This window comes from Nocardia colli, assembly GCF_008704205.1.
GTDB classification, from domain to species: Bacteria; Actinomycetota; Actinomycetes; order Mycobacteriales; family Mycobacteriaceae; genus Nocardia; species Nocardia colli.
Genome location: NZ_VXLC01000001.1, coordinates 580069 through 600838, shown reverse-complemented (window position 1 = coordinate 600838; position 20770 = coordinate 580069). Strand labels below are relative to the sequence as shown.

Sequence of the window (20770 nt, the reverse complement as noted above, 5' to 3'; positions counted from 1 at the left end):
TGTGCAGCGCCAGAGCTGCGCCCTCTTCCGGGAATCACCGGGAAACTTCCTTAGTACCAATCACTTTCATACTTGGCGTCGTCGCGGCCCCGTCCACTCCCGTGGGCGGGGCCGCGAACGATAAAGCCGCAGAGCGCATCCCGCCCTGCCCCGCACGTGTGGCATGCCCCCGAAACCTCTTCGAGATCGACGACAAGCGGGCACGAGCCTGCCACATACCCGCCCCGGTTTCCGCTCCCGTCTCCCGCCGACCCTCTCGCTCGCGGTCGTAGACGGAAGAAGCGACCGGGGCGTTTCGCCCCACCCCCGATACACCCCCTGATCGGGGGTGGGGCTCAACTTCCCCCCGCGGCACCGCAACCCGAGGTCTGACATGGACAACACCGTCCTGGAACTGCTCGACATGGCCGACCACGCCACCCCCGCAGCCCCCCTCACCATCGCCAAGGCCCACGAGTCGATGCGCGTGCACCGCGCCTGCTCCACCGACCACTGCCGCCGAAAAGCCCTGGCCTTCAACACCTTGATCGCCGCAGGCCGCATCGTGCCGGACTCATCCCGGCGTTATTGACCGACCGAGAGGAGGTGAACCCATGCTCACCATCGCCCTCGATCTCATCAAGCTGGCCTGCCACCTGGCCCCCCTTGTCCTCCCGGTGATTCTGCCGCTCCTCGGCCTGTGATCCCGGTCGGTTGCCGACCGTGCGTCGGTGTGTCCCTCGTCGATATCAAATCCTGATCGGAGCGCGAACTCGTGACCTACACACAGGTGAAAGTGCCATTTACCGGCCTCGATGGCACGCGTGGTGTCGACGTCGATACCGCCAGGAACACCTACGTCGCAGACCACAACCGCATCCTCAGGTTGAGTGTGGCAGGCGTCCAAACCACCCTGCCGTTCGACGGGCTCGGTGCGGTGTACGCGGTGAAGGTCGACGTGGCAGGCAATGTGCTCGCCGTCGACTACGGGAACCACCGCGTCGTCAGACTCGGTAACGACGGGGTGCAGACCACGGTGCCGTTCACCGGGCTGCGATTCCCCACCGGCGTCGACATCGATGCAGCCGGGAACATTTACGTCGTCGACGGCGGAAACAGCAGGGTGGTCCGCCTCGGTCCCGACGGCACCGAAACCACGTTGCCTTTCCAAGATTTGGATCGGCCCTTCGGTATCGCGGTGGACGGTACCGGCAACGTCACCGTGTCGAACCAGATCGAATGGCGCGGCATCGTCCGGCTGAGCCCGCAGGGCGTGCAGACCAAACTGCCCTTCACCGGTCTCGATGCCCTCGCCGGCGTCGACATCGACTCGGCGGGCAACACCTATGTGGCCAACTCGGGCCAAACCTCCAACGGCGCTCGCGTTTTGAAGCTGACCCCGGCAGGCGGGCAATCCGTCCTGCCCTTCCGGTTCCTGAGCATCCTGCGCCCGGTCGGTGTCGTAGTCGAAGCCTCGGGCAGCGTCACCGTCGCCGATTGGCAGGGTTCGGTGCAGCGCCTGGAGTACACCGCGAGCTGATTCACGCGCGTCAGCTGAGCCCGATCCTCCTGCAGGAGTGGGCTTTTCCTACCCACACTCGAAGGCAATCCATGATCGCGAGAGCGCACCGTGTCTGACAAAGAAGTCGTCGAATCCATCCAATTCGCCAATCATCAGCCTCCGCCGGAGTACCTGAAGACCGATACCGGGCAACTGGTCACGCCGGAGTTTCTCGCATTCATCCAGCAGGCGCTGAGCGGGAAGCTTGCCGAATCCGCGGACACCGCGGAGCTGGATCCGCAGGTGAAGGCGCTCGCTGAGGAGTTGTCGGTGATCCATCTGCCGCAGTGGCAGAGCAAGCAGTCACCGAAGGTGGCGGAACCGACCGTGACCGGGATCAAACAGGCGACCAGGGTCGCCGAGTATCTGGTGAAACGCGGGGTGCGAGTGCATCCCGAGTTGGAGGAGATCCGTTGGGCCGCAACGCCCGGCGGCGCTCCCGGCGCATTCGATACCGGCCTCCACGTCACCAAGGACGAGAACGGCCAGTGGCCCGTACCGGATCCCGAGTCCTTCTACGACCTCGACGACATCCAGGTCAGCCAGACCGACGACGGTCGTTGGTACGCCGTCCATCCCCGTGGCCTGTCTTTCGAGGCCGCGACCAAGACCGAAGCCTATGCGGGAGTCGTCGATCAACTGCGCCAGCGGATCGAGCAAGCCCGGCAAGAGCCATAGCCACGAAAGGGTGGTAGCGCGATGACCGAACGGATCGTGTACCCCGACATCGAAAAGACTCTGGTCGAATACCTGACCGCGCAACTCGCCGCCGCGTCCGACACCGCGAAGGTGGTGACCCGAATTCCGGACCCGCGCCCGCCGCGCATGGTCCGAGTCCTACGTAACGACCGAATACTGCGCCAGGACGTCGAAGACCGGGAGGGGCGCCGCGGCCCGGATCTGATCCTGGATCGACCGCGCGTCGTTGTCGAATGCACCGACGATTCCGGGGTGGCGGCCGATTTGGCCGCGCTGATCCGCGGCATCCTTTCGGCCGCGGCGCCGGGTTACCTGGGCACCGTGTGGTGCGAATACATCGAGGATGTCGGCCTCCAGAACGACACCGACCCGGCGACGGCCGCCCCACGGCACGCCATCATCGCCGACCTGATCGTTCGCGGCAAAGTCACCTGAAATGCCCTGCGGGGCAAGACAAATTATCGCCTGAACAAGGAGAGTTGCAGTGACTCAGCGAGAAATCGGCCTGATGAAGGACGAGACCCTGCTCGTGCGGTGGATTGCGGAGCCGTTCCGGTACGCGAGGCTGGTTCGCGTCCCGGCCAATTCGGGCCCCGCCACCTTCGTTTTCGATATCCACCCGGTCAAGCAATCGGGTAGCGACCAGTTCACGCAGGTCGAGGCCAGATTCTACTTTCCCAACTGTGTGGTCAGTTACAACACCGGCGACAACGTGCGAGGTAGCCAGGTCTTCTATCGAGACACCTGGGGCCAGAAGACCGTGAAACAGCTACTGGTCTCGATGCTCGCCGACTACGACGGCGGCTACGAGATCGTCGATTGGGGCGGCTTCGCCGTCTCCGACGATCGGCCGGCTACCCAGATCTACTGACCCGCAACGTCACAACCCGAAAGCGTGCGAGGCGTAGGCCTCGCCTGACTCCCCCTCATGGGAGCCACAACTGAATAACCACATCCCATGGGCCTGCGCAACAATCCCAAGGGAGAATCACCATGGCTTTGCCCTCTAGCAAGTACATCGGCGCCGGTACCCCGGTCTCCGTCTCCGGCGGTGTGCTGGTCGCCAACCTCGGCACCAAGCTGCCGGCCTCGGCGTCGGAGGCCCTCGACCCCGCGATCTTCAAGCCTCTCGGCTACGTCTCCGAGGACGGCATCGAGTCCAAGGGCGAGCGCAAGATCGAGCAGATCAAGGACTGGAGCGCCGACATCATCGCCAACCTGCAGACCGAGCACTCGGTCCGCTTCGGCCTCACCCTGTACGCGGTGTGGGACGAGGACGTCCTCAACGAGGTGTTCGGTAAGGCCAATGTCACCGTGACCGCGGCCACGGCCACCAGCGGCAAGCTGTACACGGTCAAGGAGACCGGCTCGGTGCTGGAGCGTCGTCTCTTCGTGTTCGACATGCTGAGCGAGAAGAAGAAGATGCGCATCGTGCTGCCGAACGCGTCGATCTCGCAGGTCCAGGAGCGCAAGTTCGTGTCGAAGGAGCTCGCGGGCTTCAACATCACCATCGAAGCCTTCAAGGACGACGCCGCCAACAAGGCGTACCGCTACCTCGACGACGGCATCATCAAGGCCGCCTGATAAAGCCCCCAGCGGTGGCGGGTTTCACACCTATGCGCAGGCCCGCCCGCCACCGCTGGGCCCTTATTTCACCAAACCCTTTTCACCAATTCTCTCCTCTGCCTGCGCACACATATGTCATGAAAGGGTCTGCGAACCAATGACTTCCCTGAAAGCACCGATCACCCTGAACCGTCCGCTCCAGGTCAAGGACGACTTCGTCTACAAGGTGGGCGATGTCGAACTACACCTGCCGTCCCTGTCCTACCTCAAGCCGGGCCTGATCCGCCGGATCCGCCGCCTCGGTGATGTCGACGCGATGTACACGCTGCTGGAGCTGACCTTGTCCGCCGAGTCGCTCGCCGTGCTGGACGAGATGGATCCGGACGCCTACCACGAGTTGCTGGATGCCTGGCGCACCCACTCGGGAGTCAACCTGGGGGAATCCTAAGCCTCGATGCTCTTCTCGAAGAGCATTGCGAGGCTATCGAATACGACCTGATCACGCTCGGCTTGCGACTGCGTCAGCTCGGCACGGAGGTGCTCGGCTGGCGCGAGCTGAAGGCGATCATCCGATGGCTGCCCGCCGAATCCGCGCTGTTCCGCGCGATGAACCCAGACTCCTACCGCTGGCAACTCGACCAATTCCTGCTCGCCGACATCACCGATTCCCTGCGCTGGCTCGTCTGGGCGAAAACCGACGACGCCAGAAACGGGCGCAACCGTCCGGAACTCGTGCCGAGGCCCGGCGTGAAGTCGAGCCGCGAACGAATCGGCACGGCGACCGGGATCGGCGAGATGAACGAGTTCCTCAATTGGGAGGAATAGTTCGCGGGCGTTGATCTGCGCAGTGGCCGAGAAAGTAGATGCGAATGTGGAGAAACAAATGAGCTCCGATGTGCGGACTCCGCCGGACTCGAGGCGCCCTTCGGCGCGCGATACCAACACTTCTCGGTCCGAACAGACACGTCCGCCGGTGATGGGGATGCCGGATATCCTGGCCATGGCCAACAGCGGTCAGCCCGCCCCGGGGCAGAAGGTTTCGTTGCCGAGCGGGGCGGTCTGGCAGGGCGGGAAAGTCACCGGCACCTCGGTCATCACCCTGCCCGGTGACGATCCGATCCTGATGGCCGGCGATACGTTGGCCTCGGCGAACGGGATCACCGGTGACTCCGGCCAGATCGGTTCGCTGGCACAGGCTTTCCAAGACGTCCTGGGCGCGGTGCCGAGGTTCTTCGCGAACTGGATCGCCACGGGTGCGCTGCACCGCTACGACCCGGACGGCGGCGCGACCAAGACCCGGACCCGGATCGTTCGGGTCAGCTCGAAGGCGACACTGTCCGGCCCGGCTCGGGACCGCAACGGCGACAACGATTCCCGCGACGAGTTCGTCGATGAATCGGGTGTGCCCGCCTCGGGAGTCGAGGGACGCACGCCGCAGCGGCTCGCGAACGGCGGCATGGTCTACGGGCCGGGTGGGCCACGGCAAGACCGGGTGCTCGCTCGGCTGTCCCCCGGTGAGTTCGTCGTCAACGCGGCGGCAACGGCGAACGCATTGCCGCTGCTGGCCGCGATCAACAACGGATGGGTACCATCGCCGACGTATCTGGGCGGCATGCTCCCTGGCTTCGCCGACGGCGGCCTGGTCGGCGGCGGGGGAGCGGCACAGTCGTGGCGCGACCTGCTGCGCAATCCCGTCGCTCCGGCGAGCCAGGACGCCGCCTTCCGTCCGCAGGATTTCGGCCTGTTCGGCATGGTGGCGGATGTGCTGGGCGGCATCGGTAATGCCGCAATCAACGCGGGCGGTGCCGCCGGTGCCGCGCTCGGCTCGATCGTCGCTCCCGCCTTCGGGCCGGGTGGCGTGCTCAGCTCGGTGCTCGGCTCCGGTGGTACGGCGAGCGCTCCTACGCAGGAGTCGGTGACCCGCTCGGACCCGCCCGATATCGGCGAACCCAATCCGCTGGGCGCCGCCATGCGGGTGCGGACGGAGGGCACGCCGGGAGCACTGGGCTTCGGTCGTGCCTACCGTGCTCCGATCGGGACGGTGCCGACCGGGAACGACGCCCCTCAGTCCGGGTCGGTACAGACCGGAACCATCAATCCCCTCGGCTCGTTGTCCGCCGCCTTGGCGAGCGGCATCGTGGGTGCGGCAACCCAGGCGGGCAGTCAGGTCGGCGCCGCGCTGGGCTCGGTGCTCGGGCCCGCCCTCGGACCCGACGGTGAACTGGCGCCGGTGATCGGTGCCCAGCTGGGCAGCCTGATCGGCGCCAAGTTCGGTGGCAGCCTGACCGCGTCGATGACCCTGTCCGGCGAAACCGGTGGCTCCGGCCTCGGCGGCGCGGCCAGCGTCGGTACCGGGGAGAACGGCGGCGGTGACGGCGGGAATTCGGTCGTGCCGCGGCAGACCGACGGGAGTGCAACCGGGGCGTCAGGTGGCGGCTCCTACTACTCCGGCGGCGGGTCGTACTCCTACGGTGGCGGCCTCTCCGCCCAGCAATCGCCGACGGGTTCGTATCTGATCCGCAACCGCCCCAGCAAAAATGGTCTGCCTGCCGGGCCGGGCGCCGAGCCGGCCACCCCCGGTACCGGGGAATCTCCGATCGACGGGACGCCCGCGGTCGGCGCGGCCGGATTCGGCGCGCAGTCGCTCGCGCTGAGCGACGAGATCTACGACCCGACGACGAGCAGCTTCAAGGACTTGCTCAATGTCGCGGGCGGCAAGCTCGGCGGGGACGCGGCCTCCGCACTCGCGCCGCTACTCGGCACCAACGGCAATCAGATTATCGAAGCCGGAGCTCAATTCGGTGCCGCGCAGGGCGACGCCCTAGGTGACCTTTACAAAAGCGTCGACCCCGAGGGCAAGTGGTCATCGAGCATCGCCGCCGTCGTCAAGGAGTACACCGGCATCGACTGGAGCCCGACGGGCACCCAGAGCCCGACTCCGCAGATGACCCGTGACCAGCAGGCCGGGCTCGCCGCCCTGCAAGGTGGCCTGAGCGGTCTACAACAGCACGGCCTGGTCGGTGGAGTCACCGGTGCGATCAAAGGTGCGGCGTCGACGATCGGCAGCACGCTAGGTACCGCTGCCGGGACTCTGGTCGCCCCGTTCCTCGGCCCGTTGGGTGCGCTGGCCCCTGCGGTCGGATCGATGATCGGTTCGATGGTCACCGGCACCGCTGCCGAGTTCGTCACCAAGCCGATCGAGCTCGTGGCCAGTGGCGTGAAAGAGGAGTTCGGATCCGGCTTCGGCCTGACCGATCTCGCCAAAGGTCCGGGCGGTCGCACCGCTCGGGGAGACATCTACAACTTCAACGGCATGGACCCCAAGAGCGCCGCCATCGCGGTGGAGCGGGTTCGCCGGCGCCGCACGGTGGCGCAACAACGCGGAGGAGGGCTCGGTCGATGACCCACCAGCTATTGAACAGCCAGCACACGAAGGTCGTCCTGTGGGACGTCAACGGCAGGGTGTGGCATCTGTCCGGGTTGAATGCCGGTCGGGAAGGCGTCCGGTTGTCCAATCAGACCGGCTACATGTTCGCTCCGGTGCAACTGCTCGTCAACGAGGGGGCCCGCCAGGACGGCGCGACCTTCCAGCGTTCGATCCGGGCGAAGAAGGAATGGGACTTCATCGCCGTGATCTCCCAGTCCGCGAAACGATCTGGTACGGACCCGGTCCGAGATTTCTACGCGGTGCACGACGCCTGGTTCCGCGGCTGGTCCACCGACAAGCCTTCTACTATCGGGTTTTTCACTCGGCATCAGGGCTGGCGGTTTCAGCAGGTGCAACTGGATGCCGCCCCGGAAGCCGTCGGCGAGATCGATCCGGCACGTAATGCGCTTGCGCTGTACAAGATGTCGGCGACGGCGATGGATCCGCTGGAGCGACACTTCGACGAAACCGCTGTGTGGACGAACACTTCGGCGCTCAACGAGGGCAAGGTTCGGGCACGGAACGCTGCCGACCAGCCGGCCTGGCCGCGGTACACGATGAATGGTCCCGGACGCTGGGCGATCCTGGATCCGACCGGTAGTGAGATCCCTCGGATGGTGCAGACGCCCAGGCTCACCGCGGGACAGACGCTACGGATCGATACGCATCCGCGGCACCGGACGGCTCGCCTGTACTCGGGGAACTCCGCGATCGCCCAGAATGTCTGGGGACAGCTTGCCGGTCGGCGTTGGCTCGCCGCGCTGCCTCCATGGAGCGCCACCGACATCGTCGTGCAGGTCGACGGCGGCAACCTGCAATCGAGCCTGGTCGTCTCGGTCACGCCGCGATCGTCGAGGCCGTTCTGATGAGCATGCCTGCCTGGGACCCGCAGAGCGAAGCCCTGCGCATGGACAAGGCGTACAAGGACGAACAGGATCAGCTACGCGATCCCGAAGTCCTGGTGCGCTATTGGGACAAATGGATGCAGGAGGTCGGCGAAGAGCACAATTACCTCTCGCTGGAGTTCACCTATCCGCGTAACGCGCCGGGTGGCCTCAAGATGATCTGCCCGCGCGACATGGTCCATTTCGACCATCTCTTCAACAATGACGATCACGAAGACGCCACCATCCCGATTACGGTGAACACCAAGGGGTTCCGCTGGGACGGCTATATCACCAAGGCGTCGATCGTCCGAGACGAGTTCGGCGTCGAAACCGTCGACATCGAGGCCATCCACTGCTGGAACCACATCGCGACGATCTGTTGCTGGGCAAGCCCTTTCGCGCCGATTCTCGCGCAGTTCCCGCGGCATATGATCCAGTTCGGCCCGGTTCGCACTATCATCACCAACTACCTGACGGCGAACCTGATGCGCTTGCAGGCACCGGGCTGGGTGCCGAAGCAGGATGCGGATAAGCCGGAGTGGGGCGGCACCGGCAACATCCTCTTCCCGATCGCCGTCGTCCCAGTGGATCCGTTGCACGACACCAGCAAATGGAGCGCGGCATCAGCGCGCTTCGACATGGCCGACAAGCTGTTCGCCCCCATGCTCGAAGACTCCGGCGTGATGCTGACCGCGCGATTCTATCTGCCTGGCGAGGACGAACAGCCCGCGCCGGAATGGTTCTACCTGGATCGGCCGACGGTCGTCCTGGAGACGGTGGACAAGTCCGGCGTGACCGGCGCGACCGGCACGCTGCTCGACGGAATCCGTTCCTGGATCGAGGAATTCAACGGCGACGGCACCACGCCCATGCGTTACCCGAACCTGGACTCCACCACCGAATACGAGGCGGTGTACGGCGAGCGCCTCAGCGCGGGCACATTCCGGAACTTCCCCTGGGTGTGGTACTTCGAAGGCGAGTACTCCGGGATCGGAAAGTCCGAGATCGCCCTGCACAAGCCCACCGCCACCGACATCATCGTCGGCGGCCGGTCGCCCGGCTGGGTGAACGCGGGCATCGAGTTCGTGATCAAGGGTTTGCTGTCGCTGATCGGGCTCGGCTGGTTGTATCGCGGTCAGCTCAACGACGTATTCCTCGCCTGGAACGTCTACCGCAACATGGAGCGGGTGCACCGGGCCGGGCCCTACGCCTTCCGCGAGCTGTATATCTCGGGCAGCGACAAGGCATTCAACCTGGACGGCCTGGTTGCCGCGCGCCAGGGCATGCATCTGACCCGCGGTTACACCAGCAAGCGGGTGACGGTCGAGGACAACGCCCCTTACATCCTGGGCAAGGACTATGGGCTCGGCGACCAGATCGGCTTCGCCCTCGACGGTCAGATCTTCACCGACTACGTGACCGAGCTGACCTTCACCGACGACCGCGAGACCGCCGCGAAGTGGCACATCGTGGTCGGCGACGGATCCGATGAAGAGGACTCGATCGTCAAGGCCTGGCAGCGGCTCGGCCGCGTGGCCGCCGCGATCAAGGATCTGGCTACCGACGTCGGCGCCGATCTCGACCTGCTCATCTTCTGAGCCTTTCGAAGAGGAGAAACCATGGCGGACATATCTTTTCCCGCCCACATCACCATCACGCGGGCGCCCGACGTGGATGGGTTACCCATCCTGACCGCGCAGGCGACCGTCTCCGACGGCTTCGCGATGCTGGACCTGCCGCCCGGCCCGCGCGGTGCGCCCGGCGGCCGGGGCCGGCCCCGCACCACGTTCCGGAAGATGGGCGAGATCGCTGACGCGGCGGCGCGGCCGACCGGGCTCGGGCCGGACGATCGCGGTTGCTGGTGGCATCGGATCGATGACAACGGCATGGACGTCTGGACCGGCACCGAGTGGCGGCATTCACCGGATGCGGTCGGACCGCGGGGGGCGGTCGCGGAACCGACCACGATCACCGTCACGGACACGGTGAGCCTGGAGAACCTGACCGAGCCCGCCGTCGAGTTCGCCGGCCCAGGGGCGAATCAGAAATTGAAGGTGACCGTCCCCTCGGGGCTGCGTGGTCCGAAGGGGCCGCCGGGTGCCTCCGGGCAGATCACCGAGTCGCCGGACTACGACAAGGTGCGGGCCCCCGGTGCCGGCAGCATCCTGGCCTACGACCGGTCCACCCGGAAGTTTCGCTCGGTTGCCACGCCGCTCGGACTCGGCCCATGGTCGTGGTTCCAAGAGGACTTCGCGGCCGAACGACAGGAGGACACCGGCCGGATCGAGGGCGCCACGTTCGCCATCCCGCCGCTGCCCTTCCGCTGGCGGCCCATCGTCTATGGGCACATCTATACCCGCGCGGACGCCGGCACCTCCGCGGAGGCGACTGTGCGGCTGCATCATTCGCAAGGCGAGATCGTCGCGACGTCGATCGCCGCCAGCGGCGATTGGATGTACCTGCCGGTCACACCGTGCTATCGCGACGGCACCACTTCGAAGGTGCTGTCGCCGACTTCGGACTTCGCCACGGTTCCCGCCGGGCAGCCCGCGAATCTGGTGGTCGCGGCCGAGAAGGTCGGTTCCGCCGGCGGCAAGATCGGGCTCTCGCCCGACCGCGCGTCGATCGTCGTCTTCGCAGAACCTATCGAGTGAGGTGAGATGTCTACTGTAAGAGAGTATTTCGAATCCACACAGATCCGTGGCATCGACGAGGGGATCGGTGTGCCCGGTGTGGTGCAGTCTATGCACGGCACACCCCGGAACGGTTCGCTCGAGCTGATGACCGGTACCCCGGGAGTGCGCGGATTGCCCGGTGAGCCCGCACGTCCGTTCCGATGGGAAGGCGACATTGCCGACCAGGCCGCCCTCGCGGCGCTGACCCCCAAGTTGACGCTGGCCCATGCGGGCAAGGCTTGGCGAATCATGTCGACCGGCACGCTCGTCTACTGGAACGGCACTGGATTCGATGAGTTCGCTGCCGCATTCGGTGCCGCAGGCCCCGACGGGCAACCGTGCACGCTCACCATCGGTACGGTGGACACCGGCCCCGTCGGGTCCGAGCTCCAGGCGACGGTGACCGGCACCGCGCCGAACCTCGTGCTGAACCTGACGGTGCCGCGCGGCAAAAAGGGGCGCAAGGGCGAGGCCGGTGGCCCTGGGCCGATCCGCAACGCGTCCGATTACGCCGACGGTCCGCATATCGATCGAACCGTGCCGGCGTGGGATCCGGCCACCGGGAAATGGAAGCCGCGGCCGTACCCGGGCCTGCGTGGCCCGTGGACCATCCTCGAGGGCCGTTCCTGGGATGGCGGTCCGGGCTTTGCCGGCTCGGAGGCCGGCATCACCGCTGTCACCAAAAACATTGCCCAGCTGAATATCCCGGCACAGGACACCGATTGGCGTCCGATGATCACCGGTGGCGTCGTCGTGCGTCCCGACGAGAATTGGAACCAATTCACCACCCGCATCGAGGCGGAGGTACGGATCGGCTCGGCGACCGGCCAGATCGTCGCACTGGGCACCGGCCTGGTGACCGGTGTCAGTACCCGGGCCCGATTCCAACCCTTCTACGGCGTGCGCGGGATGACCCCGGCCAGCACCGTGGGTGTGGTACCTGCCGGACAGCCGGTGACGCTGTATGTGCTGCTACGCCGCGCGATCGGCACCGCCAGCTACGAATACTCCATGGCCGACGCGCAGATCGTGTGCATGGCCCGACCCGTGGGGGCGCTGTGACCGACGATAACGCTGTGACCAGCGAATCGGCCGTCGTCTACGACGACGACATCATGATCACCATGCGTGGCGTTGCCGACTCGATCGGACTGCCGTACACGGTGAACCCGTTCGAGGTGGTCGATCGGGAAGCGCTGATCGAGCTCCGGGAAGGTAGCCAGGGTGCGGTCGGTCCGGAAGGCGACGCGGCATGGCCGTGGTCGTGGCAGGGCGACATCGCCGATGCGGCCGCGCTGGGCCGGCTCCCGCTCACCACCGCCGACGCACGCAAAGCATGGCGGGTTGTTTCGGACAACAGCATCTACTACTGGACCGGGATGGGGTTTGTCGCGTTCAGCGATGCGTTCCGCGCGAGCGGTCGTCGAGGCGCGCCGAACCAGCTGACCGGTGCGGCCGTCACAGGTGCCACCGGCTCGGCCGCGGCGGCCCGGATCACCGGGACCTCGCCGGCCCAGCAGTTGGAGATCACCTTCCCCCGCGGCGTGACCGGCGACGCCGGCGATCCGGGGGCGAGCGGCCGGATCCAGGAAGCCTCCGATGTCCTGATCAATGACGAGCGCCCGCTCGGTCAGGATCATGTGCTCGCCTGGGATGCCACAGCGCAGAAGTTCCGTCCGGCCCCCAGCCCGCGGCCGAACGGGCCGTGGGTGATCGGGGAGAAACAGATCTCTGCCGCACAGAACGTCACCGAAGAAACGAAAACATTTGCCGCTATCACGATTCCGGCGCAGCCCACGGCATGGCGGCCGATCGTCGAGGGTGGTGTCCAGGTGCAGACGGAACAGCCGACCCGCTGCAATATCGAGGTTCGCATCGGCAGCCCCAAGGGTGATCTCGTCGGACTCGGCTGGAGCCATCGAGTTTCGCGCATCGCGTATGTGCTCATCTCGCCTGGCTTCCAGTATCCGATGAAGCCCGACGCGACATTCGGTGTGGTACCTGCCAACCAGACGGTCACCCTGTACGTCCTCGCGCATCGAGTCGAGGGCACCGGAAGCTACAACATCTACTCCAGCTATTCGCATGTCAACGTGCGCGCGCTTCCTGTGTAGCCGGGACCGCGATTCTTACGGCTGATCAAACGGCCGCTCTCATTTTCCGCAAAACGGTATGCCGTTTCCGGCTGCCTGCTGTCCGAAAGGCATTGATCCATGGCCGATCTGCCCCCGTTGAAGTACGGCAAAGTCGTCGGGCGCTTCCTCGCGAACGTCATCGACGACGGCGACGTCGGGGACACCCCTGAGTTCCCGCCGCTGACCGGCTCGATCACTTTCGCCGCAGACGCGCCGAAGGTGCTTGTCCCAGGTGCGCAGTTGGGGCCGGCGACATACGTCCAGCTGCCGAGTCATTACGAATGCCAGTTGGACGAGTGGGGTTTCATCACCTGGCGAGGCCGGCGCGGTGTGCGGCTCGTCGCGCCGAGCGGCGCCACGAATCCATCCCAGTGGACCTGGCGGGTATCGTTCGACCTGTCCTATGACGGTGAACGTGTGCCGATGGAATCGTTCAGTTTCTCTGTGCCCGAGTATGTTCCGGGTGCGGATCCGCAGAATCCGGATGTCGGCTCGACCGGCCTGGTCGACCTGACGCTGGTTTCGCCGGTCCCCGCCTCCGCGGGCAACGCGGTCGTCATGGGACCGCGTGGGGAAGGCATCAAGATCGATGGGCAGGTCGGCACCTACGCGCAGCTGCCCGCGGCGCCCGCCGAGGGCGCCCAGTATGTGGTCAAGGCAGATGGGTTGTTGTACGTCTATCACGCGGCGACCGGCGGCTGGTTGCCGAACGGCCAGGGCGTGGTCATCCGTGGTCAGGCAGGCACCACCGATTGGGCAGGCATCACCGGTAAACCCGCGACGTTCCCGCCGGTCATCGGCAGTACTGCGACCACGGCCGTCGCCGGAGACGACCCGCGCCTGACCAATCCTCGCGCGCCGATCGCGCATACCCATCCGGCGAACCAGATCACCGATTCGACCGCGTTGGGCCGGACATTGCTCACCGCAACCGGCGCGGTGGACGTCCGTACCGCCATCGACACGATCGTCAGCACGGATGCCCGGCTGTCAGATGCCCGCACACCCACCCCGGCCGGGCAGATCTACGACATCGCGTTCAAGTCGCACAGCGGAACCCGGGCCGCCGGTGTCGGCAATGTGATGCCCGAGGGGCTGCGGATCGAGCGCAAGGTCACCGTCAGTTCGGTGACCTATAGGGGCGAGACCGCCGGCACTGGCAACCTGGTCGTCGAACTGAAGGTCAACGGCGCCGCGACCGTCACCGGCTCGTCGGCAACCATCACGCCCGCGAATCAGGCTGGCGACACGACTATTCCGCTGACATACACCTTGAATCCGGGTGACCGGTTGACCGTCTCGATCACCACGCTGGATGCCGGTGCCGGCAAGGGGCTGCAGGCCAGCATCAAGGGGGTGACCGTCTGATGTATCTCGGTTGGCCGTTATCCGCCACAAAGCAGGAAGTCAACGAGTTGCCGGTCGGCACCGGATCCGGCACGGTGCCCAAGCCGCCGGACCCGCCCATGCCCGACCCGGCGCCGACCGAGCCTGGAAGTGGCGCGGACACTTCATCTTCGGCGGGTGCGCAGTAATGGCATTCATCGTTGCGGCCGGGACGGCCGCGGCCGCGGCGCCGATGGGTATGAACAAGAACGGCGTGCAATCCGTCCCCGGTGGCACCTCGAACGTCAAACTGACCGGGTGGACCATCCGCAATGGATACGCGGACACCGTCATCAGTGCGAACCACGAACTGATCTCCAGCGGAGCGGCGACGGCGACGGTGCGGTGCCGGCTGGAGGTATCCGGCAATCTGACCGCCACTGAGCAACGCAGTTTCGACGTGATGCTCAACGACAGCCCGATCCAGACCTTTGCCAGTACGGCCGGGTCGGTAAACATTCCGGCCAAGGCGGTGACCCTGGCCCGCGGCGACCGGGTGTGGGTGCGCATGACCGGTTCGTCGTTCGGCTCGTTCGCCACCACGGTCGCGGCCGGTGTGAACAGTTACCTCTACTTCGACCTCAACTAGCGAATCACTCATCTCTTTCGGAGGATCTGATGTCGTTCGTCATCGTTGCCGGCGTCGCGGTGGTATTTCTGCCATCCGGCATGAAAAAGAGCGGTACCCAGTCGATGCCGACGGGTGACTGGGGGCAAATCACCGGCTGGGTCGCCGATACCGCCGGATATCCGGGTTCCGTAGTCGTCGGCACCACCAAGAACGGCCTGAAGGCGTTGGCCGACAAGACATCTGCCAAGGTGCTCGCGGCCATTCCGTTCACCGACGCGAACACTGGCTTCGGTGGCGCCACCCAGTTGCAGGCCCGGTTGCGGGTCAACTCGAAGATCGTCGCGACCATCGACACGCCCGTCGAGGGCCCGTCCGGAACATTGTCGGTCAGCGCGACCTTCGATATCGCTGCTGGTGACGTTGTCACCGTAGAGGCGCTCGCCTCCGTGTCGCCGGGCGGTTCGGAAGGAACCATCTCGGCCGGCGGCTACGTGCGGATCACCTGACGCACACGGACGCCGTCGCGGCCGAATCTCATTCGGAAAGTAGGACAACTATGTCGTGGACCGGTGATCCGGTATGGCTCGCGGACGTGCTTCGCGACGAGGGGCTGCGGGTGGTCGAATTCCCGGGATGGCGTGAGCGTGGCCACGGGGATTTCGGTGAGATCTGGGGCATCGTGGCCCATCACACCGGCAGCTCGCAGGCGCCGCCAACCGAAATCGCCTACGGCATAACGGCATTGGCCGGTCCGCTGTCGCAGATCCATCTCGCGCAGGACGGCACAGTCACCGTGGTCGCGGTCGGTGTGGCCTGGCATGCCGGCGCCGGTTCGTGGCCGGGGCTGCCGGAGGACAACGCCAACTTCCACACCATCGGTATCGAAGCCGCCAACAACGGCACCGAAGGGTGGTCGGACGCACAATACGACGCCTACGTCGGCTGCTGTGCGGCGATCTTGCGCAAGCTCGGCCACGGGGCCGATCGGGTGATCGGCCACAAGGAATGGGCCGGACCCAAACAGGGCAAGTGGGATCCCGGCTGCATGGACATGGACCAATTCCGCGCTGACATCGCGGAGCGATTGAAAGGCAGTGCACTGATGGCACTTTCGGATTCCGAGCAGCGCGAGCTGCTCGACAAGCTGCGCCGGGTGCACTTCGAGCTCACCTACGGCTTCCAGTCCCGGGTCGCGGACTCGGAATATCGGGACACGGTGGCGGGCTACGTGCTCAACTCCGACGCCGCCGACTACCGCACCGAGCAGCGGCTCAAGGCGCTCGAACTCAAGCTCGACCGGTTGCTTGCCGCTGCGGAGAGGCGAATCTGATGTCACCGCAGCGGATTCCCGAGCCCGCGTTGATCCGTTCGGTGCTCGTCGCCGTCACCGGAGTCATCGCCTACATCGTGGGACATCAGATCGATACCGCGTGGATCGAGGCGGTTCTCGCCGTGTACGGCCTGCTCACCCCCGTGCTCGCCGGCCTGCTCATTCGACCGGCGGTGACCCCGGTCGACCGGCAGGAAGGCAGGCTATGAATGACTCAGCACTGGATGAATCCCGAACTGGTGCAGGCCTTCGGGATCGCGGTCGCCACCGTCATCGGGGCGATCACCGCCTGGCAGGCGCGTGAGGTAGGCAAACTCCGCACCCGCGTCGACATGCTGGAAACCCAAGCGGCAGACGACAAGAAGCGCTTCCGCGAAGCGATCCGCCTGATTCGTGCGCTGCAGCAGCACATCGACGAGTTGCGTGGGTTTCTGCGCTTGCATGTTCCCGGTCAAGAGCCGCCGAAGGCCCGCTACAAAATCCCGTCCTCTCTGCAAGAGGAAATCTGAAGCAGGACAACCCGTTCACCGCGGGCAGCACAGAGAGTGAAGTAGTTATGTATGAGAGTTTTATGGTCGTCGAGGTACAGCCGACGCTGAACGGCGACACCATCCACATTCCCGGGTTCAAACGAATCCAGGCGGTCGAATGCGATGAACGGTCCAACACGGCCCGGCTGATCATTCGATATGAAATGGACAGCGTCGAGGTCCACCGGCTGCGGATCGGCGCGGGTGGGGAACAGTTCAACGGCTACTGGGAGCTGGGTGTGCAGAAGATGCGCGACGGTAGGCAGCTCATGTACTACGAGCACCACGTCTTCCGCAACGGTGCCTGGATTGCGGTAGACGCGCCGGTCACATAGCCGGTGCGAAGCCGAACGAGCTGTCGGCGAACACATCTGAACATCCCGAAACGACAAGCGGCCCGGAGTTATCCGGGTCGCTTTGTCGTCCCGCGGTCCGGTGTGGCCGTCTCAGTTGTCCAAATTCTGTCTGCGATCGAGGTCTGTTGTGGCGATTGATTCGGCATGGCCAGGACAAAGCGATGTGGCGCCGTGGGCGTCGGCGCGTACTGCTCATTTGTCCTCGTTGTCGACCGACGGCGGGACGGCTGACGGTGCCGCGAGGGCCGGTGGGGGGCGTGTTTACAACTTCCACGGCATGACCGCGGTTTCGTCCGGGCAGAAGTTGGCGCGGATATTTGCAGGGCGGGACATGGTCGAGGCTGCTCGTCCGGTGGTGAATTCGGCTTCGGCAGTGGCGGATTCGGCTCCAGGGGCGGGTGCGCCGTTTGCGTCGCCGTCGGTAGTCAAGCCAGTGAGTTTTCAGACCGGTCCGGGGGATCGGTCGATGACGCCGGAGGAGCAGGCGGCAGCCAATCAGGCGCGGCGCGACGAGCAGACGCAATTCTCGCCGGTGCCTGGAGGCAACCAGCCGGCGCAGGGAGGCAACCAGCCGGCGCAGGGAGGCAACCAGCCGGCGCAGGGTGTGCCGGCCCCACCGGCGAACAATACGGTGCCGCAACAGAATGTGCCGCAAGTACAGCCGGTTCAGAATCCGCAACCCGCACCCGGCAACCCGGCGCCGGGCACCGACAAGCCGGCTCCGGCTCCGGCTCCTGCCTTGTCGGCGGAGGGCGTGCCGTGGGAAACCAAGGCGGACAACGGCGCTGTCGCCACTAGCGTGATCGTGCCCGGGACTGGTGGGCAGACGATCGATACCACGATCCGCAATGCAGACGGCACGACCACGCAGATGCGGTCTGTCTCCAATGGACAGGGGGGCGTGACGACGTGGACGGCGAATGCCGACGGCTCATATTCGGTTCGCTATCCCGATGGCACCGAAGGTGCCGAAGGTGGACGGGCAAAGATCTATACCGTTCCGGCAGGGATGAATCCATCCGGGCCGGCACCTATGCAAGCCGATATCAGCGCGGACGGCACACGTGTCGAAACTCCGTCCTTCGATGCCGACGGTAATCGGATCGGCACCGATGTTGGGATATTGAACGAGCAAGGCCTTTACAACAACTATCACCATGACAATTACGGAAACGTGCTGATAACCCAAGCTGTATCGAATGGAAAGGGTGGGGTTGACAGTACGATTATCGGCGGAATTGATAGTGATGGAAGTAAGTGGCATCTCGACAAGGCTGGAAACCGGTGGTCCGTATCGGACGATGGCCAAGGTAACACCTATCTCAGCCGTACCGTGCAGGCGGAGGATGGCGTGCACTGGTTGCATACAAATAAGGCCGGCCTCGTTGTCGACGAATATCGCGGAAGGGGGACCGATTGGTATGCGGACACTTATAACGCCGATGGCACACGAACGAGGCGATACGCGGATAAATCTGAGACTGTATTCGACGCGGCCGGTAAAACAATCGGACACAACAAAGCGCCGGACGACCGAATGTGGTGGGAGAAAATCGGCGGGGGCGCCATCCGAGGTGGCACCGCTTTCGGTAGCGCAATAGTCGATGTTCTGGCCTACCCGTTCCGCAAGGTCGCGGACGGTATGGCAGGCATGTCGGCTATGCAGGTTACTCAAAGCGGCGTAATGGTGACTTACCAGCCGCCTGATCGGGAGGCGCGCCTGGCGGAGATCGGCGGAGCATTTGTCCGCCCCGTTGTCGGTAGTGTCGAGTACTTAGCCGGAAATTTAACCGACTTCATGGCGACGGGAAGTTCGATCCGAGTCGGGACTAACGGGATCGGCTCTACCTACCAGAGGCCAGATCGCGAAAACACGCTCGTGGGTGACCTGATCGGGGTCACGCCAAAAGAGATGAAAGAGAATCCATGGGAATCGGCTGGCCTGCTCGGTTTCAACGTGGCGATGAATGCCGGGGGCTTTAGATTCGGGCGGGGTGCTCGTGTGCCGAAGGTGGAAGAACCGATCGTTATCGATCAATGGATCGACTACCGGTGGGGTGAGTCGTGGGATGTAGAACCAGGGCCGCGCGCCGGTGCCTGGCTTTATGGAATCGATGAAGCCACCGAGTTCGGTGGCTTCAGGCCGCTCGTAGAAATGCCGCGCCTCGGCGATTTCCCAAAGTTCGGTGCAGCTCCTGGATTCGTTGGATTTGCCGACGGAGCAAGCTATTTCGGCCACCCTGTGATCGAAATCCAGCCCTTGCGGGCGGGTGAATTCTCTGGCCCGCATCGCACACGAGATTTCAACGACCTGATTGAAGACAGTGTCTTCCTGCGGGCCGAAGGGGTTGAAGATGCACGCGGTCTGCCACCGCTGCCGAAGAAGGAGCGGCGTCCGGAAGAGCGAGCCCTTACGACAGGTCGTTGGCGAAGTGACGAGTATCCTGACGCACCACGCGACCTATACAACTTCAGTGGTTGGCAGCACGACTGGTCGCCTGCGAAGGAAGCCCCTCAGCGTCCGCCAGCGGGCGAGCGCGTCTACGAAACATCCCGAGCGAGTTCGTATGATCCTGAGACCGGAACTTGGCGCGCGAGCCAGGGCAGCGATCGCAGACACGACTCGGAACCGAAGTTATTCGAGGAGTTGATCCGTGCTCAGCTGGCCCAACGGAGCGGTCTGCAGCTGTCCGAGGTGAATTCGATCATCCACGAGTCAGCTGAGCTGGTCGAGCTATTTGCTACCCATGACCCGAACCTGTCCAGCCCTGGACTGATGGGTGTGCGGGAACGTACGGCGGCTCGAATCGAGATGGCGATCTATGAGGCGAATAGCCGGGCAGCCGCCAAGTATGGTTCATCTTATAAGCCGTTTACCAGCGCAGACATCGCCGGAGACCTTCGCTTGGTCATCGACCTGCCAGCAGCGCGACAGATCAACATGCCCCCGGCATACCAAGTCTGTAGGTCTTGTGAGCAACTTATGGACGTGTATCAGGCGGTATTCCGTAATGTGCGGATCGAGGCCGTCAATCTCAAGGGCGAAAGGGTGTATCCACTATGACCAACCAGCTGAGCGGGGCAAGTGGACAAGTACGAGCAATCTTTGACGGGGTCGTCAGTGCTGGGTTGCGTCGTGGGTCGGTTGTCGGCGCCTCAGATGAGGAGATCGATCGTTTCGCTGCGGAGCAGGGCGTGGTCCGGGTTCCGGCAGCGGTACGGGAGGTCCTGCGGATCATCGGCGGCCAACCGGGATTATGGTTCGCTGGTACACATTTCGGTGTGCATGCCATTGACGCCGGCACGAAGAGCGCCGCGACCGCGACCGTCGACAATGTACCGCACGACATCCGCGATGTTCCTGGGATGCTGGTGCTCAGTGCTCATCAGGGATACGCGTACCAGATGATCGACGGGGCAGTGCTCGATCAGGATGATCCGCCGGTGTGGGATGTCAGCGAGGGCGAGGAGGCCCGTCAGGCATGGAGCAGTGTTTCGGCATGGTTTGCCGCCTCTGCACCGAACATTCCGGAGTTGTACGAGATGCTGCAGTTGAAGCGGGAAATCGGTAGGCCTGTTCCGAGTTGGGCAGCGGATATCGAAGATCCGTAAATGTTGCCCGATCAACAGGCCCTCTATCGAATGGCTGGTCTGATCAAGTATCTCTC

23 protein-coding genes are annotated in these 20770 nt (G+C 64.6%); all 23 read left to right on the top strand.

The annotated features are described in order from the left end of the window. Window positions 1-373 precede the first annotated feature (373 nt). Entirely contained in the window at window positions 374-571 is a 198-nt protein-coding gene (locus F3087_RS02940) for a hypothetical protein (RefSeq protein ID WP_150400193.1), read from the top strand. 183 nt (window positions 572-754) lie between these two features. Further along, the gene (locus F3087_RS02935; RefSeq protein ID WP_150400192.1) at window positions 755-1519 is read left to right on the top strand and encodes an NHL repeat-containing protein; all 765 of its coding nucleotides are present in this window, start codon (window positions 755-757) and stop codon (window positions 1517-1519) included. A gap of 90 nt (window positions 1520-1609) precedes the next feature. Then, a complete protein-coding gene (locus F3087_RS02930) occupies window positions 1610-2218 on the top strand; it encodes a hypothetical protein (protein WP_150400191.1) in 609 nt (202 codons plus the stop codon). 21 nt (window positions 2219-2239) lie between these two features. Next, window positions 2240-2674 carry a hypothetical protein gene (locus F3087_RS02925; RefSeq protein WP_150400190.1) on the top strand — a complete coding sequence of 145 codons (435 nt, stop codon included), beginning with the start codon at window positions 2240-2242 and terminating at the stop codon, window positions 2672-2674. Window positions 2675-2723: 49 nt separating this feature from the next. Continuing rightward, window positions 2724-3110: a hypothetical protein gene (locus F3087_RS02920; protein ID WP_150400189.1), complete on the top strand. Its 387-nt coding sequence runs from the start codon at window positions 2724-2726 to the stop codon at window positions 3108-3110. Between the two features lie 122 nt (window positions 3111-3232). Next, complete coding sequence (locus F3087_RS02915; RefSeq protein ID WP_150400188.1) at window positions 3233-3823, top strand: phage tail tube protein; 591 nt, start codon at window positions 3233-3235, stop codon at window positions 3821-3823. 139 nt (window positions 3824-3962) lie between these two features. Beyond that, on the top strand, window positions 3963-4253 hold the full coding sequence (locus tag F3087_RS02910) for a hypothetical protein (protein ID WP_150400187.1): 291 nt from the start codon (window positions 3963-3965) through the stop codon (window positions 4251-4253). 62 nt (window positions 4254-4315) lie between these two features. Further along, on the top strand, window positions 4316-4630 hold the full coding sequence (locus F3087_RS02905) for a DUF5361 domain-containing protein (RefSeq protein ID WP_150400186.1): 315 nt from the start codon (window positions 4316-4318) through the stop codon (window positions 4628-4630). Between the two features lie 157 nt (window positions 4631-4787). Next, on the top strand, window positions 4788-7208 hold the full coding sequence (locus tag F3087_RS02900) for a hypothetical protein (RefSeq protein WP_150400185.1): 2421 nt from the start codon (window positions 4788-4790) through the stop codon (window positions 7206-7208). After that, window positions 7205-8098, top strand: a complete 894-nt coding sequence (locus tag F3087_RS02895; protein ID WP_223884787.1) for a phage tail protein — start codon at window positions 7205-7207, stop codon at window positions 8096-8098. Before F3087_RS02900 ends, F3087_RS02895 begins: the two co-directional genes overlap by 4 nt. Continuing rightward, window positions 8098-9717, top strand: a complete 1620-nt coding sequence (locus tag F3087_RS02890; RefSeq protein ID WP_223884786.1) for a Gp37-like protein — start codon at window positions 8098-8100, stop codon at window positions 9715-9717. The genes F3087_RS02895 and F3087_RS02890 overlap by 1 nt, the downstream gene beginning before the upstream one ends. Before the next feature lie 21 nt (window positions 9718-9738). Continuing rightward, a complete protein-coding gene (locus F3087_RS02885) occupies window positions 9739-10773 on the top strand; it encodes a hypothetical protein (protein WP_150400184.1) in 1035 nt (344 codons plus the stop codon). A gap of 6 nt (window positions 10774-10779) precedes the next feature. Beyond that, the gene (locus F3087_RS02880) at window positions 10780-11856 is read left to right on the top strand and encodes a hypothetical protein (protein WP_150400183.1); all 1077 of its coding nucleotides are present in this window, start codon (window positions 10780-10782) and stop codon (window positions 11854-11856) included. Window positions 11857-11870: 14 nt separating this feature from the next. Beyond that, window positions 11871-12908 carry a hypothetical protein gene (locus F3087_RS02875; RefSeq protein WP_150400182.1) on the top strand — a complete coding sequence of 346 codons (1038 nt, stop codon included), beginning with the start codon at window positions 11871-11873 and terminating at the stop codon, window positions 12906-12908. 99 nt (window positions 12909-13007) lie between these two features. Beyond that, entirely contained in the window at window positions 13008-14297 is a 1290-nt protein-coding gene (locus F3087_RS02870; protein WP_150400181.1) for a hypothetical protein, read from the top strand. Between the two features lie 166 nt (window positions 14298-14463). After that, a complete protein-coding gene (locus F3087_RS02865; protein WP_150400180.1) occupies window positions 14464-14904 on the top strand; it encodes a hypothetical protein in 441 nt (146 codons plus the stop codon). Between the two features lie 29 nt (window positions 14905-14933). Next, window positions 14934-15392 carry a hypothetical protein gene (locus tag F3087_RS02860; protein WP_150400179.1) on the top strand — a complete coding sequence of 153 codons (459 nt, stop codon included), beginning with the start codon at window positions 14934-14936 and terminating at the stop codon, window positions 15390-15392. A 50-nt stretch (window positions 15393-15442) separates the two neighbouring features. Next, window positions 15443-16216 (top strand): N-acetylmuramoyl-L-alanine amidase, encoded by a 774-nt coding sequence (locus F3087_RS02855; protein WP_191093743.1) that lies wholly within the window; start codon window positions 15443-15445, stop codon window positions 16214-16216. Beyond that, complete coding sequence (locus F3087_RS02850) at window positions 16216-16425, top strand: hypothetical protein (RefSeq protein WP_150400178.1); 210 nt, start codon at window positions 16216-16218, stop codon at window positions 16423-16425. The genes F3087_RS02855 and F3087_RS02850 overlap by 1 nt, the downstream gene beginning before the upstream one ends. Before the next feature lie 15 nt (window positions 16426-16440). Then, on the top strand, window positions 16441-16725 hold the full coding sequence (locus F3087_RS02845) for a hypothetical protein (protein WP_150400177.1): 285 nt from the start codon (window positions 16441-16443) through the stop codon (window positions 16723-16725). 62 nt (window positions 16726-16787) lie between these two features. Next, entirely contained in the window at window positions 16788-17081 is a 294-nt protein-coding gene (locus F3087_RS02840; RefSeq protein ID WP_150400176.1) for a hypothetical protein, read from the top strand. A gap of 298 nt (window positions 17082-17379) precedes the next feature. Then, on the top strand, window positions 17380-20166 hold the full coding sequence (locus F3087_RS02835; protein WP_150400175.1) for a hypothetical protein: 2787 nt from the start codon (window positions 17380-17382) through the stop codon (window positions 20164-20166). Beyond that, window positions 20163-20714, top strand: a complete 552-nt coding sequence (locus tag F3087_RS02830) for an SMI1/KNR4 family protein (protein WP_150400174.1) — start codon at window positions 20163-20165, stop codon at window positions 20712-20714. The genes F3087_RS02835 and F3087_RS02830 overlap by 4 nt, the downstream gene beginning before the upstream one ends. Window positions 20715-20770: the final 56 nt, after the last annotated feature.

Coding starts and splice junctions, on each gene's coding strand:
- F3087_RS02940 (WP_150400193.1), top strand. CDS start 374: ATGGACAACACCGTCCTGGAACTGCTCGACATGGCCGACCACGCCACC.
- F3087_RS02925 (WP_150400190.1), top strand. CDS start 2,240: ATGACCGAACGGATCGTGTACCCCGACATCGAAAAGACTCTGGTCGAA.
- F3087_RS02915 (WP_150400188.1), top strand. CDS start 3,233: ATGGCTTTGCCCTCTAGCAAGTACATCGGCGCCGGTACCCCGGTCTCC.
- F3087_RS02910 (WP_150400187.1), top strand. CDS start 3,963: ATGACTTCCCTGAAAGCACCGATCACCCTGAACCGTCCGCTCCAGGTC.
- F3087_RS02900 (WP_150400185.1), top strand. CDS start 4,788: ATGCCGGATATCCTGGCCATGGCCAACAGCGGTCAGCCCGCCCCGGGG.
- F3087_RS02895 (WP_223884787.1), top strand. CDS start 7,205: ATGACCCACCAGCTATTGAACAGCCAGCACACGAAGGTCGTCCTGTGG.
- F3087_RS02890 (WP_223884786.1), top strand. CDS start 8,098: ATGAGCATGCCTGCCTGGGACCCGCAGAGCGAAGCCCTGCGCATGGAC.
- F3087_RS02885 (WP_150400184.1), top strand. CDS start 9,739: ATGGCGGACATATCTTTTCCCGCCCACATCACCATCACGCGGGCGCCC.
- F3087_RS02880 (WP_150400183.1), top strand. CDS start 10,780: ATGTCTACTGTAAGAGAGTATTTCGAATCCACACAGATCCGTGGCATC.
- F3087_RS02870 (WP_150400181.1), top strand. CDS start 13,008: ATGGCCGATCTGCCCCCGTTGAAGTACGGCAAAGTCGTCGGGCGCTTC.
- F3087_RS02865 (WP_150400180.1), top strand. CDS start 14,464: ATGGCATTCATCGTTGCGGCCGGGACGGCCGCGGCCGCGGCGCCGATG.
- F3087_RS02860 (WP_150400179.1), top strand. CDS start 14,934: ATGTCGTTCGTCATCGTTGCCGGCGTCGCGGTGGTATTTCTGCCATCC.
- F3087_RS02855 (WP_191093743.1), top strand. CDS start 15,443: ATGTCGTGGACCGGTGATCCGGTATGGCTCGCGGACGTGCTTCGCGAC.
- F3087_RS02850 (WP_150400178.1), top strand. CDS start 16,216: ATGTCACCGCAGCGGATTCCCGAGCCCGCGTTGATCCGTTCGGTGCTC.
- F3087_RS02845 (WP_150400177.1), top strand. CDS start 16,441: ATGAATCCCGAACTGGTGCAGGCCTTCGGGATCGCGGTCGCCACCGTC.
- F3087_RS02840 (WP_150400176.1), top strand. CDS start 16,788: ATGGTCGTCGAGGTACAGCCGACGCTGAACGGCGACACCATCCACATT.
- F3087_RS02835 (WP_150400175.1), top strand. CDS start 17,380: ATGACCGCGGTTTCGTCCGGGCAGAAGTTGGCGCGGATATTTGCAGGG.
- F3087_RS02830 (WP_150400174.1), top strand. CDS start 20,163: ATGACCAACCAGCTGAGCGGGGCAAGTGGACAAGTACGAGCAATCTTT.